The sequence below is a fragment of the Rhodopseudomonas sp. B29 genome (assembly GCF_000333455.1).
GTDB lineage: Bacteria > Pseudomonadota > Alphaproteobacteria > Rhizobiales > Xanthobacteraceae > Rhodopseudomonas.
The window spans coordinates 1-13,579 of record NZ_BADD01000142.1 but is presented as its reverse complement, the minus strand read 5'-3'; the positions used below and the strand labels follow the sequence as shown (position 1 = coordinate 13,579).

Here is a 13,579-nt window from a genome sequence, read left to right as displayed (position 1 = left end):
TGAAAGTGGTCTGAAAGCCGGAGTCGCGGATCATCGCCTGATTCGGCGCCACGGTGAGAGCCGAGCCCGCACCGAAGCCCGCAGCCGTCAGTCCCGCCGCCAGACCGCGCTTGTCCGGAAACCATTTCAGCGCATTGCCGACGCAGGTGCCGTAGACGCCGCCGGCGCCAATGCCCGCCACGATCATGCCGAGATAGTAGCCCGACAGCGTCGTCGCATGTGCATTGATCGCCCAGCCGATCGCACACAGGATGCCGCCGATCAGCACCACGATGCGCGGGCCGTAGCGATCGACGAACCAGCCCTCGATCGGCACCAGCCAGGTCTCGAACAGCACGAAGAGTGTGAATGCCCATTGGATCGAGGCGCGGTCCCAGCCGAAGGTCTTCTGAATGTCGGGGACGAAGAACGTCCAGCCGTATTGATAGTTGGCGATCATCACCATCGCGCCGACGCCGATCGCCAGTTGCGTCCAACGATAGGTCTCCGTCACGCGCCGCGTCTGGGCGGCGGTCACCCCGTGCACCGTGTCCGTCATGTTTCCTCCAAGGCCAGCTCCTCTGTCGGGAGCCGTTACCAGCCGCCATTGTGAGGGGCGGAAACACCGGGCGCAAGCAGGGAAATGCAGAAGCTACGGGAGATCAGAGCTCGAGGTGATTAGTCGCCGCGCCCGTCAGACCACGGGCGCGGCGATGCAATGCAGCAATTACTCGGCAGCCTGCTTGCGCGGCGGGGCGAGGGCGCCGGATTCGTGGATTTCGGCGATGTGCGCGTCGGTAAAGCCGAGCACGTCGCGCAATATCTCTTCGGTATGCTCGCCGAGCAGCGGCGAGCGTTTCACGTCGGTCGGACTATCCGACAGCTTGATCGGGTTACCGACCGACAGATACTTGCCGCGTGCCGGGTGATCGACCTCGACCACCGTGCCGGTGGCGCGCAGCGACTGGTCCTCGGCGAGTTCCTTCATCGACAGGATCGGCCCGCAGGGAATGTCGTCCTTGTTGAGGATTTCCATCACCTCGAACTTGGTCTTGGTCATGGTCCACTGCTCGATGCGCTCGAAGATGGTGTTGAGATGTTTCAGGCGCGCGGCCGGCTTGGCGTAGTCCGGATGCGTCTTCCAGCCGGTCTCGCCGATCACGTCGCAAATCTTCTCCCACACGGGCGCCTGCGTGATGACGTAGATGTAGGAGTTCGGATCGGTCTCCCAGCCCTTGCACTTAAGGATGCGGCCGGGCTGGCCACCACCCGAGTCGTTGCCGGCGCGCGGCACGGCATCGCCGAACGGGACGTCTTCGCCGAACTGGCTGTATTCTTTCAGCGGGCCGTGTTCGAGACGCTGCTGATCGCGCAGCTTGACGCGGCACAGATTGAGCACGCCGTCCTGCATAGCGGCAGTGACGCGCTGGCCGCGGCCGGTGTGGTGGCGCTGATACAACGCGGTGACGATGCCGAGCGCGAGATGCAGGCCGGTGCCCGAGTCGCCGATCTGCGCGCCGGTGACCAGCGGCAGGCCGTCGCGGAAGCCGGTGGTCGAGGCGGCGCCGCCGGTGCACTGGGCGACGTTCTCGTAGACCTTGCAGTCTTCATACGGGCCGGGACCGAAGCCCTTGATCGAGGCGACGATCATGCGCGGATTGATCTCCTGGATCTTCTCCCAGGTGAAACCCATGCGGTCGAGCACGCCGGGACCGAAATTCTCCACCAGCACGTCGCAGCTGCGGATCAGCGCGGTGAGGACTTCCTTGCCCTTCGGGTTCTTGGTGTCGAGCGTGATCGAGCGCTTGTTGTGGTTCAGCATGGTGAAATACAGGCTGTCCACATTAGGGATGTCCTGCAGCTGGCCTCGCGTGATATCGCCGACGCCGGGCCGCTCGACCTTGATGACGTCGGCGCCGAACCAGGCCAACAGCTGCGTGCAGGTCGGGCCGGATTGAACGTGGGTGAAGTCGAGTACGCGAACGCCGTCGAGGGCTTTGGTCATTGGATTACTCCCTGGTGTCGGAATTGGTCGTTAGCGGCTGTGTAGCTTGCCGAGTGCATTACGGTTCCCGCCGTCATTGCGAGGAGCGAAGCGACGAAGCAATCCAGCGCAGCGCACTGAGCTGGATTGCTTCGCTTCGCTCGCAATGACGGAGAAGGTTGTTTGGATTTCACGCGAACAACTCCTGGCCGTGCGTTTCCACATACGCTGCGAGCCGCAGCGTGTGATCGCGCGCCAGCTTTTCGGCGCGTTCGGTGTCGCGCGCTTCCATGGCTTCGATCATCGCCAGATGCTCGGGCAGCGATGCGGCGATGCGCTCTTTGCGGCCGATGGTGAGTTGGCGATAGCCGCGCACGTGGATCAGAATGTCGTTGGTCATGTCGACCAGTACCGGGGATTCGCTGAGCGAGATCAGCGCCTGATGAAAGGCGATGTTGGCTCGCGAGTAGTCCTCGATGTGATCCTGCGGCAGCCGCTTCGGGCCGAAATCCCGGAACACGTCGCGCAGCGCTGCGATGTCTTTCTTATGAGCCGTCTGGGTAATCAGCCGCGCCGCCATGCTCTCCAGTGCCGCCCAGGCGCGGATCATGTCGACGATCTCCGCCTTGGTCCGGCGCACCACCACGATGCCGCGGCGGGGCAGGGCCTTCACGAGCCCGTCCTGCTCCAGCATGGCGATCGCCTCGCGGATCGGCGTGCGGCTGACGCCGAGCTTTTCCGACAGCGCGCGCTCGTCGAGCATCACCGGCTCGGGCGTGGTGTAGATGTCCATCTTCAGGATGGCCTGTTTCAGGGCATCATAGGCCTTGGCCTTGAAGCTGGCCTCGGCCGTCAGCGGCGCAATGCCGAGGTCCGGTTCGCGCACCCGCTCGGTTGGTTTGGTCCGCGCGCGCGCGATCATCCGGCTGTCCTGGCCCTTGCCGCTTTTCCTGTGAGCCCATCTGGCATACCAGATGCCAGAGGTCAAGGCTGCCCTCAGCCGGGTTCCCCAGGCTTCACCACGGCTTGATCGCTGCAGTGCGCAACCGGTTGTTGTTGCGAGCGTTGTTCGCTGCGCCTACGCTCAGGCTCTTGCAGCCGCAGATCTGCAGTCAGGAAGGAGAGACGCCATGGCTTGGAAGAAACCCACGATCGTCGAAGTGCCGGTGGGCATGGAAATCAACATGTACGCGTGCGCCGCGCGCAAGTAAGCGAACGATCGGCCGATCGAGTCGGGGCGGGCGGCGCAGGGCTGCGCGCCCCGTGATCGTTTTGGGGGCTGGCCACGTCCGTCAGCTTCAGGGGTTTAGATGCACATCCTGATTCTGGGCGCAGCGGCCGGTGGCGGCGTGCCGCAGTGGAATTGCGGCTGCGAGAATTGCCGCGCCGCGTTTGCTGATCCGCGGCTTCGCCGGACCCAGGCTTCAGTGGCGATCAGTGCTGACGGCGTACATTGGTTTTTGATCAACGCCTCGCCCGATCTGCGCCAGCAGATCATTGCGGCGCCGCAGCTTCATCCCCGCGCTGGCGCCTTGCGCCATAGCCCGATTGCCGGCGTGATCCTCACCAATGGCGAGGTCGATGCGGTGGCGGGCTTGTTGTCGATGCGTGAGGGCACACCGTTCACGATCTATGCGCACGCTAGGGTGCTGGCGATCCTCAAATCGAACAGCATCTTCAATGTCCTCAATGAGCAGTTGGTCGCGCGGCAGCCGATCGCGATCGATGACGTATTCGGATTGAAGCTTCCGGACGGCTCGTCCGCCGGTCTCGAGGTGCTGCCCTTTGCGGTGCCCGGCAAAGGCGCCTGGTACTTGGAAGGCCAGACCCATCCGGGCGGCGAAGGCGGCGACGGAGACACGCTGGGGCTGACCATCACGGATCAGCGAAGCGGCGATCAGGTGCACGTTCTCACCGCCTGTGCCCGCGTGACCGACGAGTTGAGGGCGCGGCTCGCGGGGGCGCCCTTGTTGTTGTTCGACGGCACGGTGTGGCGGGACGACGAACTGATCGCGGCCGGGCTCGGCCGCAAGACCGGGCAGGCGATGGGGCACATTGCGATGTCAGGGGAGAGCGGCGCGCTCGATGCGCTCGCGGATCTCGGCATCGGCCGAAAAATCTTCGTGCACATCAACAATTCCAACCCGGCGCTGAGCAGCGACTCTGCGGAGCGCAGCCAGCTTGAAGCCGCGGGCTGGCAGATCCCCGCCGATGGCACAGAGGTGACACTGTGAATGCGATGACCGCGTTTTCACTGAATGGCTCTGCGCCACTCGCCAATGCCGACGAGCTCGAAGCCGCGCTGCGCCAGATCGGCGCCACGCGCTATCACAACCTGCATCCATTTCATCGGCTGCTGCACGGCGGCAAGCTGAACAAGGGCCAGGTGCAGGCCTGGGCGCTGAACCGCTACTACTATCAGAGCACGATCCCGATCAAGGACGCGGTGGTGATCTCGCGGTTTCGCGATCGCGCCACCCGCATCGAATGGCGGCACCGCATCGAGGATCACGACGGCGACCTCGGCAGTGAAGGCGGCATCGAACGCTGGCTGAAGTTGACCGAAAGGGCTTGGGCTCGATTCCGCCTATGTCGAATCCACCCAAGGCATCCTGCCGGCGACGCGGTTTGCGGTCGACGCCTACGTGCATTTCGTCCGCGACCGCACGCCGCTGGAGGCGATCGCATCATCGCTGACCGAGCTGTTCGCGCCCAATCTGCACGAGGAGCGCATCTCCGGCATGCTGGCGCATTACGACTTCGTCAATCCGGACATCATGAGCTACTTCAAGCGCCGTCTGGAGCAGGCGCCGCGCGATGCCAACTTCGCTTTGGACTACGTCAAGCGCCACGCCACCACGCCGGCCGAGCGCGAAGCGGTGTGCAACGCGCTGATCTTCAAAACCAACGTGCTGTGGGCGCAGCTCGACGCGCTGCATCACGCTTATGTCGACGGCCACATTCCGCCCGGCGCTTTCGTGCCGGAGGGCCGATAGAAATGGCGCCGCGCCGCGTCGAGGTCAGCGAGACGACACGGCCAGTGTTGCCGCGCCACGCGCGGCTGAAATTCGACGAGACGCGGCAGCGCTGGGTGATCCTGGCGCCCGAGCGCGTGCTGGCGCCGGACGAGATTGCGGTGGAGATTTTGCAGCTCTGCGATGGTGCGCGTGCCGTTGCCGATATCGTCGACGTGCTTGCCGCTAAATACGCAGCCGATCGCGGTGAAATCGGTGCCGATGTCGTGGCGATGCTGCAGGATCTCGCCGACAAGGGTTTTCTGGCCGAGGCCAAGGAGAAGACGCCATGAGCGAGCTTCACCTAGACGACACAACACGCGCCGGCGAAACGGCTGCTGCAAGCGCACAGCCGAGCGTCGCGCAGAGCTACGGCATTCCGCTGGCGGTGCTGCTCGAAGTCACGCATCGCTGCCCGCTGCAGTGCCCGTATTGCTCCAATCCGCTGGAGCTGGAGCGCGCCGGCGCCGAACTCACCACCGACGAGTGGAAGCACGTGCTCAGTGAGCTCGCTTCTATCGGGGTGCTGCAGGTGCATTTCTCAGGTGGCGAGCCGACGGCGCGCAAGGACTTGGTCGAGCTGGTGCAGCACGCGACCGATGTCGGGCTCTACACCAATTTGATTACCTCGGCGGTCCTGCTCACGCGCGAGCGGTTGGCCGCCCTGGCGGACGCTGGCTTGGCGCATGTGCAGATCAGCTTCCAGGGCAGCGAGCCGCAGATCGCCGATCGCGTCGGGGGCTTCGCCGGCGGTCACGCCAAGAAGCTCGAGGTCGCGCGCTGGACCCGCGAACTCGATCTGCCGCTCACGGTCAATGCCGTGATGCACCGGCAGAATTTGCATCTGCTGCCCGACATCATCGAGATGGCGGTTGCGCTCGATGCCGACCGGCTCGAAGTCGCCAACGTGCAGTACTACGGCTGGGCGCTGAAGAACCGCGCCGCGCTGATGCCGACGCTACAGCAGATCGAGGACTGCACCGCCATCGTCGAAGCCGCACAGCAGCGGCTGAAGGGCGTGCTGACCATCGACTACGTCGTTCCGGATTACTACGCGCTGCGGCCGAAGAAGTGCATGGGCGGCTGGGGCAGTCAATTCTTCAACATCTCGCCGAGCGGCAAGGTGCTGCCGTGCCATGCCGCGGAGACGATCACGGGGCGTGAATTTCCATCGGTGCGCGACGCTTCCATCGCGCAGATCTGGCGCGAGGCCGAAGCCTTCAATCGCTATCGTGGCACAGGCTGGATGCAGGAGCCGTGCGCCAGCTGTGCCTTCAAGGAGATCGACTTCGGCGGTTGCCGCTGCCAGGCCTTCGCGCTGACCGGCGATGCCGCGGCAACCGACCCCGCCTGCGCGTTGTCACCGCTGCATGAGCGGATCTTCAAGACAGCGGAGTCGGAAGCGGAGACGGGAAGTGATCGCTTCCTGTACCGCAATTTTGCGGGCGGGACGGTGGAAGGTGCGTAGTACGACCTTTTTCTTCATTCCGATGAATAGTGTTTCCCTTTTGTCATTCCGGGGCGCCGCGTAGCGGCGAACCCGGAATCCATAACCACTGCGGTCTACTCTATAAAGAGGCGTTGCCGCCTCGTGCTTTACTGCGAGTCCAGGGGCTATGGATTCCGGGCTCGCGCTTCGCGCGCCCCGGAATGACGAACCTGTAGGTCATCGCGAGGAGGGGTGTCGCCTGCGTCTCAGCGGCTTAGAACACCACCACCGACCGGATCGACTTGCCCTCGTGCATCAGGTCGAAGCCCTTGTTGATGTCCTCGAGCTTCAGCACGTGGGTGATCATCGGGTCGATTTCGATCTTGCCGTTCATGTACCAGTCGACGATCTTCGGCACGTCGGTGCGTCCGCGCGCGCCGCCGAAGGCACTGCCTTTCCAGACGCGGCCGGTGACGAGCTGGAACGGGCGGGTCGAGATTTCCTTGCCGGCTTCGGCGACGCCGATCACCACCGAGACGCCCCAGCCGCGGTGGCAGGCTTCGAGTGCCTGGCGCATCACGGTGGTGTTGCCGGTGCAGTCGAACGTGTAGTCGGCGCCGCCGTCGGTCAGCGCCACCAGATGTTGGACGATGTCGCCGTCGATCTTCTTCGGGTTGACGAAGTCGGTCATGCCGAAGCGGCGGCCCCATTCGGCCTTGTCGTCGTTGATGTCGACGCCGACGATCTTGTCGGCGCCGACCATCTTGGCGCCCTGGATCACGTTGAGGCCGATGCCGCCGAGGCCGAACACCACGACGTTGGAGCCGGGCGTCACCTTGGCGGTGTTGACCACGGCGCCGACGCCGGTGGTGACGCCGCAGCCGATGTAGCAGCTCTTGTCGAACGGCGCGTCGTCGCGGATCTTGGCGACGGCGATCTCGGGTAGCACCGTGTAGTTCGAGAACGTCGAGCAGCCCATGTAGTGATAGATGGTCTGGCCCTTGTAGCTGAAGCGCGAGGTGCCGTCCGGCATCAGGCCCTTGCCCTGCGTGGCGCGGATCGCGGTGCACAGGTTGGTCTTCTGGCTCAGGCAGCTTTTGCACTGCCGGCATTCCGGCGTGTACAGCGGGATGACGTGATCGCCGGGCTTGACCGAGGTGACGCCGGGCCCGACCTCGCGCACGATGCCGGCGCCCTCATGGCCGAGGATCGACGGGAAGATGCCTTCGCTATCGAAGCCGTCGAGCGTGTAGGCGTCTGTGTGGCAGATGCCGGTCGCCTTGATCTCGACCAGGACCTCGCCGGCCTTGGGCCCTTCGAGATCGAGTTCGACGATTTCGAGCGGCTTCTTGGCTTCGAACGCGACGGCGGCGCGGGTCTTCATGGCGATCCTCCTGCAGATGCGATTGCGCCTCGTATGGCAAATCGGCGCGACGAGTTGAACCGTTTTCTGCTGCGGATCGCTGCGAGGATTTTAGGCGGACGCGGCGCGGCGCTCGTCTTCGAGCGGGGCATCATCAGGCGCATTGGGATCGCCCGGCGCGGTCGCCCAGGCGAGTTCGACCAGCGTGACGATGCGCCGGCCGGCGCCGTCTGTCTGGCAGACGATCAGGCCCTGCTCTTCAATATAGGTCAGTAGTCGCCGGGCGCGGCGCAGCGAGTGGGTGCCGTAAGCGCGCGCCAGCGCAGCGTCGCCGGGGCAGGGCCAGCCTTCTTTGGCGGCGCGCGCGATCACCATGAAAACGCCCTGCATGTCCTCGGGCAGGATGCTGGCGCGCAACGTGACGTCCTGCCACGCGGTGTCGGCAGCCATTTCGGCGGTGAGGCCGGCGCGCGCGTGCGTCAGCATGCGACGAAACTCGGTCATGTCTGGGACGGCAGCGGCGAGCCCCTCGATTCGGCAGCGCACGACAAATTCCTGATACAGCACGCCGATGGCGCGGAAGCCGGCGTCGGGCTCGGCGAGAATGGCGGTGAGGATGCGATCGAGCCGCTCGCGGCGCTGCGTGATCTCTTCGTCGCTGAGCGGCGTCGCTTCCGGCTCGGGCGCCGCTTCGATCGCGGCCGACTTTGCCGCCATCAGTTGGCTCAGCAGATCCGGCGCCGGCGTGCGGCGCTGAGGACGATTGGATGTTTCGGGCGGCGGCTCGGCGAGGATCACGGCGCGCGCATCTTCCAACGCGGCTTCGGGCAGCGGCATCAGCTTCGGCGTGCCGCTGCGCGGATGTGTTTGCGTCGGGCCAATCCGCATCCCGAGCGGGCGACGCGACAGAGCAGGGCCGAGGGCCATGAACTGGCCACGTTCGAGATCGCGAAACGCTTCGGCCTGACGTCGCTCCATGCCGAGCAGATCGGCGGCGCGTGCCATGTCGATGTCGAGGAAAGTTCGGCCCATCAGGAAATTCGAAGCTTCGGCCGCGACGTTCTTGGCGAGCTTGGCGAGGCGCTGGGTGGCGATGATGCCGGCGAGGCCGCGCTTGCGGCCGCGGCACATCAGGTTGGTCATGGCACCGAGTGACAGCTTGCGGGCTTCGTCCGAGACTTCGCCGGCGACGGCCGGCGCGAACAGCTGGGCTTCATCGACCACCACGAGCATCGGGTACCAATGATCGCGCGCGGTGTTGAACATGCCGTCGAGAAACGCCGCGGCACGGCGCATCTGGTTCTCGGCATCGAGGCCTTCGAGATTGAGCACAGCCGAGACACGATGCTGACGGGCGCGCTCGCCCGCAACCTGCAGGGCGCGTTCAGTGTGGTCTTCGGCGTTGATGACCAGATGACCGAAATGTTCGGCGAGCGTGACGAAGTCGCCTTCCGGATCGATGATCGCCTGCTGCACCCACGGTGCACTCTGCTCAAGCAGACGCCGCAGCAGATGCGATTTACCCGAACCGGAATTGCCCTGCACCAGAAGGCGCGTCGCCAGCAGTTCTTCGAGATCGAGCACAGCCGGTCCACCCGAATTGACTTGGCCGATCTCGATCGAAACGGTCATGGCGCGGCTCGGGGTCTCCTTTAGGCGAGCGGCCGGATTAGCAATCGCAAGCCGCACAGTCGAGCACTGCCGGGCGCAACTGCAGCGTTATGCACGGTTGATGTTCGATGGTGCGGAACCTCGACCTCGCGCCGACCGGCGAGACCGCAGATGCTCATTTGCGGAGGCCGTTCATGATCAGATCGATGCTGGCTTCGGTGAAGGCCGTCATGTCGACTTGCCGCCGCTCGCCGAACACCAGCGACCACAGACTCAGCAGCACCGCAGGGCTCATCACGATGTCGGTGAAGCCGGCAGCCGGCGTGTTGCGGAATTCGCCGGCCGCGACACCTGCCTCGATGACGGCCTGGAAGGTCTGGATCATCGGCTGCACGAACTCGGCGTTGTGGCGATCGACCAGACCGGGGAAACGGCCACCTTCGGAGATTAGAAAACGCAGCGTCTCGCGCGCAGTCCGATCCTCGGCAATGTGTGCATAAGTGAAGACGATGAGATCCCGTAGCCGCTCGGCATAGCTGCCGGTCAGGGAACGGGTATAGGCCTGCAACTCCGGCAGGAAGGCGTGCGATTTGTGCCGCACCATCTCTTCGAACACCCGTTCTTTGGTGTCGAAGTAGAAATAGATCGTGCCTTTGGTCACGCCGGCGCGGGCCGCGACGTCCTCGAGGCGGGTGGCCGCATAGCCATGCTTCACGAATTCCTCATACGCCGCGTCGAGAATTTCGGCCGGTCGTTCCGCCTTGCGGCGGGACCGTTTCTTGAGTTCGGGACCCATTTGTTCACTCCGGATGCAACGCACAGTATTATTGACTTTCGGGTTAGTCAATAATATTGATGGCGGGAACTTGGAGGATTGTCTTGATCGATCCGCGCAGATTCACGCTCCTGGCATTGGTTGCAGGCAGCCTTTCCGGCTGCGGGCCGGCTGCGCAGCCGGCCCGCCCGGCGGCGCTCGTCAAGGTCGAGGCCGTCATCGCGCAGCCGCGCGAAAGGGTGATCCGGCTGACCGGCGACGTGCAGGCGCGTGTCTCCACGGAGCTGTCGTTTCGCGTCAGCGGTCGCGTGACCGAGCGCCTGGTCGATGTCGGCGATCACGTAAATGCCGGCGATGTACTCGCGCGCATCGATCCGACCGAACAACGGGCCGACCTTCTCGGCGCCCAGGCGTCCGTGGCTTCGGCCGAAGCTCAACTGAAGTTGGCCACCGCGACGTTCGAACGCCAGAAGTCGCTGATGGCCAGCGGCTTCACCACGCGCGTCGCTTTTGACCAGGCGCAGGAGGGTTTGCGCGTTGCCGAAGGCTCGCTCGACACCGCCAAGGCCCAGCTCGGCATCGCTACTGATGCCTTGAGTTATACCGAACTACGCGCCAGTGCGGCCGGCATCATTACGGCGCGCAATGTCGAAGTGGGCCAGGTCGCGCAGTCGGCGCAATCGGCCTACACGCTGGCCGAGGACGGCGCCCGCGACGCGGTGTTCGACGTCTACGAAACTATTTTCCTCAATCCGTTGAAGGACGGCTTGATCAAACTGACGCTGGTGTCCAACCCGCAGGTCACCGCGCGGGCAACTCCGCGGGAGATCGCCCCGGCCATCGATCCGAAGACCGGGACGGTGCGCGTCAAGCTGTCGATCGAAAACCCGCCGGCCGCCATGACGCTCGGCAGTGCGGTGATCGGCGAGGGCCGCGGTAAGCCGCAAGACAAGATCGTGCTGCCGTGGAGCGCGCTCACCGCCGACGAACACGGCCCGGCCATGTGGGTGCTGAACCCGAAAGACAACACAGTGTCGCTGCGAAGCGTCGTGGTCGAAAGCTACGAGACGAACTCGGTCGTCATCTCCAAGGGCCTCGCACTCGGCGAGCGCGTCGTTGTCGACGGCGGCAGATGCTGCGCCCCGGCCAGATCGTCACTGTCGAAGGAGGCGCCGCATGAGGGCTGCAAGCGTCACCGCACTGATCGCGGCTGCCGTGCTGGTCGCAGGCTGCGAACAAGCAGGCCGAGGCGCCGGAGCCGATCCGGCCGGTGTTGTCGACGGTGGTGGCGCCGATCGCAGCCGTCAACGTCGCTGTGGTCGGCACCGTCGAGCCTCGCTTCAAGACCGACTACGGCTTCCGCATGCTCGGCCGTCTGATTGCGCGTCCGGTCAATGTCGGTGACAGCGTCGGCAAGGGGCAACTCATCGCCGCGGTCGATCCGTTCGCGGCGGAGCTCTCCGTGCGCTCGGCTACTGCCGACGTCGCCACCGCCCAGGCGCAGCTCGTCAATGCCAGCGGCACAGCCAATCGTCAGCGCTCTCTCATCGAAAGCGGAGCGACCACGAAGGCGACGCTGGATTCCGCCGAACAGGGCGATGCGGCAGCTCAGGCCGCGGTAGTGCGCGCCCAGGCAGCGCTCGCCAAGGCGCAAGAGCAGCTCAGCTACACCAAGGTCTCAGCCGATTACGCGGGAGTGGTGACATCCGTCAGCGTCCAGGTCGGCCAGGTGGTCGGTCCCGGCCAGACCGTGGTGACCGTCGCACGGCCCGATGTGCGTGAGGCGGTGATCGATGTCAGCGATGACATCGCCGGCGGTTTGCAGATCGGCATGCCGCTGATGGTGGCTCTCCAGATCGATCCGAAGATCAAAGTCGAAGGCAAGGTGCGCGAGATCGCGCCGCAGGCTGACGCGGTCACCCGCGCGCGGCGGGTGCGTATCATCCTGGAGAATCCGCCGGACACATTCAGGCTGGGTACGACGATCACCACGCTGATCCCGGGGCCGCCGGCCAAGGGCTTCCGGCTGCCCGCCACCGCGATCCTCACCGAAGGCTCGCAGTCGTTCGTTTGGCACATCGATCCAACCAGCGGAAGCGTCAGCAAGCACAAGGTCCAGATCGTCGCCAAGGACGACGGCTGGGTCGAGGTCACCGGTGAGATCAAGGCCGGCGTGCGGATCGCGACGGCCGGCGTGCATCATCTTCACGACGGCCGGAAGGTCCGGTTCGACGAAGGAGCCGCATCGTGAAGTCGTTCAATCTGTCCGACTGGGCGCTGCAGCACCGCTCGCTGGTCTGGTACTTCATGATCGCCTTCATGGCGGCCGGACTTTTCTCGTATCTCGATCTCGGCCGCGAGGAAGATCCCAACTTCACCATCAAGACGATGGTGATCCAGGCGCAGTGGCCGGGCGCTTCGGCCGAGGAGACGACCCGGCAGGTCACCGACCGCATCGAGAAGAAGCTCGAAGAACTGGAGTCGCTCGACTACACCAAGAGCATCACCACGCCCGGACAGACGACAATCTTCGTCGAGCTACGCGCCTCCACCAAAGCTCGCGACGTGCCGGCCACCTGGGTCCGCGTTCGCAACATGATCAACGACATCAAGGGCGACTTTCCGTCCGGCGTCGTCGGTCCTGCCTTCAACGATCGGTTCGGCGACGTCTACGGCAACATCTACGCCTTCACCAGCGACGGCCTGACCCAGCGGCAGCTGCGCGACAAGGTCGAGCAGGTGCGCGCCCAGGTCCTGCAGGTGCCCAATGTCGGCCGCGTCGACATCGTCGGTGCGCAGGACGAAGTGATCTATCTCGAATTCTCGACCCGCAAGGTGGCGGCGCTCGGCCTCGATCAGCGCTCGATCCTGAATTCGCTGCAGGCGCAGAACGCCATCACGCCGTCCGGCGTGCTGCAGGCCAGGCCGGAGCGGATCAGCGTCCGCGTCAGCGGTCAGTTCGCTTCGGAAGAAAGCCTCAAGGCGATCAACCTTCGCGTCAACGATCGCTTCTTCCCGCTAACCGACGTCGCCACCATTCGCCGCGGCTACGTCGATCCGCCGACATCCCTGTTTCGCTTCAACGGCGAGCCGGCGATCGCGCTCACCATCGGCATGAAGACCGGCGCCAACCTGCTGCAATTCGGCGAGGCGCTGAAAGCCGAGATGAAGCGCATCTCCGCCGATCTGCCTGTCGGCGCCGAGGTGCATCTGGTCTCTGATCAGCCGCAGATCGTCGACGAGGCGGTGTCGGGCTTCACGCGCGCGCTGTTCGAGGCCGTGGCGATCGTGCTGGCGATCAGCTTCATCAGCCTCGGCATGCGCGCCGGCCTGGTGGTGGCGATCTCGATTCCGCTGGTGCTGGCCATCACCTTCATGGTGATGTCGATCACCGATATCTCGCTGCAGCGTATTTCGCTCGGCG

At 64.6% G+C, this 13,579-nt stretch carries 11 protein-coding genes and 3 pseudogenes; 8 read left to right on the top strand and 6 right to left on the bottom strand.

Features of this window, described 5'->3' with window-relative positions; genetic code table 11:
* From I5M_RS05325 to I5M_RS05315, 3 genes are all read right to left on the bottom strand, one after another.
* The coding region (locus I5M_RS05325) for an MFS transporter (protein ID WP_022720462.1) at positions 1-538 on the bottom strand (538 nt) is incomplete at its 3' end.
* 168 nt (positions 539-706) lie between these two features.
* Entirely contained in the window at positions 707-1,984 is a 1,278-nt protein-coding gene (frc, locus tag I5M_RS05320) for a formyl-CoA transferase (RefSeq protein ID WP_022720461.1), read from the bottom strand.
* A 169-nt stretch (positions 1,985-2,153) separates the two neighbouring features.
* Positions 2,154-2,885, bottom strand: a complete 732-nt coding sequence (locus tag I5M_RS05315) for a GntR family transcriptional regulator (RefSeq protein ID WP_022720460.1) — start codon at positions 2,883-2,885, stop codon at positions 2,154-2,156.
* Between the two features lie 208 nt (positions 2,886-3,093).
* On the opposite strand from I5M_RS05315, the gene pqqA reads away from it, so the two are divergent.
* From pqqA to pqqE, 5 genes and pseudogenes are all read left to right on the top strand, one after another.
* A complete protein-coding gene (gene pqqA / locus I5M_RS34020; RefSeq protein WP_022720459.1) occupies positions 3,094-3,174 on the top strand; it encodes a pyrroloquinoline quinone precursor peptide PqqA in 81 nt (26 codons plus the stop codon).
* A gap of 99 nt (positions 3,175-3,273) precedes the next feature.
* On the top strand, positions 3,274-4,197 hold the full coding sequence (gene pqqB / locus I5M_RS05305) for a pyrroloquinoline quinone biosynthesis protein PqqB (protein WP_022720458.1): 924 nt from the start codon (positions 3,274-3,276) through the stop codon (positions 4,195-4,197).
* Positions 4,194-4,959 (top strand): annotated as a pseudogene (gene pqqC, locus I5M_RS29215) (pyrroloquinoline-quinone synthase PqqC). The gene pqqB and the pseudogene pqqC overlap by 4 nt, the downstream one beginning before the upstream one ends.
* 2 nt (positions 4,960-4,961) lie before the next feature.
* Positions 4,962-5,270, top strand: a complete 309-nt coding sequence (gene pqqD / locus I5M_RS05295; RefSeq protein ID WP_022720457.1) for a pyrroloquinoline quinone biosynthesis peptide chaperone PqqD — start codon at positions 4,962-4,964, stop codon at positions 5,268-5,270.
* Positions 5,267-6,445 (top strand): pyrroloquinoline quinone biosynthesis protein PqqE, encoded by a 1,179-nt coding sequence (pqqE, locus tag I5M_RS05290; protein WP_022720456.1) that lies wholly within the window; start codon positions 5,267-5,269, stop codon positions 6,443-6,445. Before pqqD ends, pqqE begins: the two co-directional genes overlap by 4 nt.
* Positions 6,446-6,680: 235 nt before the next feature.
* Here pqqE and I5M_RS05285 read toward each other — a convergent pair whose 3' ends face one another.
* The 3 genes from I5M_RS05285 to I5M_RS05275 all read right to left on the bottom strand — a co-directional run bounded on the left by I5M_RS05285 (position 6,681) and on the right by I5M_RS05275 (position 10,176).
* Entirely contained in the window at positions 6,681-7,790 is a 1,110-nt protein-coding gene (locus I5M_RS05285; protein WP_022720455.1) for an S-(hydroxymethyl)glutathione dehydrogenase/class III alcohol dehydrogenase, read from the bottom strand.
* Positions 7,791-7,880: 90 nt separating this feature from the next.
* Positions 7,881-9,401, bottom strand: a complete 1,521-nt coding sequence (locus I5M_RS05280; RefSeq protein WP_022720454.1) for an ATP-binding protein — start codon at positions 9,399-9,401, stop codon at positions 7,881-7,883.
* A gap of 154 nt (positions 9,402-9,555) precedes the next feature.
* Positions 9,556-10,176, bottom strand: coding sequence for a TetR/AcrR family transcriptional regulator (locus tag I5M_RS05275; protein ID WP_022720453.1), 621 nt, complete (start codon positions 10,174-10,176; stop codon positions 9,556-9,558).
* Between the two features lie 59 nt (positions 10,177-10,235).
* Between I5M_RS05275 and I5M_RS05270 the strand changes: the two are divergent.
* The 3 genes and pseudogenes from I5M_RS05270 to I5M_RS05260 form a co-directional block, all read left to right on the top strand.
* Positions 10,236-11,222, top strand: a pseudogene (locus I5M_RS05270) (efflux RND transporter periplasmic adaptor subunit); the annotation flags it as partial.
* A 109-nt stretch (positions 11,223-11,331) separates the two neighbouring features.
* Positions 11,332-12,406, top strand: a pseudogene (locus tag I5M_RS29210) (efflux RND transporter periplasmic adaptor subunit).
* On the top strand, positions 12,403-13,579 hold a 1,177-nt coding region (locus tag I5M_RS05260), incomplete at its 3' end, for an efflux RND transporter permease subunit (protein WP_022720450.1). The pseudogene I5M_RS29210 and the gene I5M_RS05260, both read left to right, overlap by 4 nt.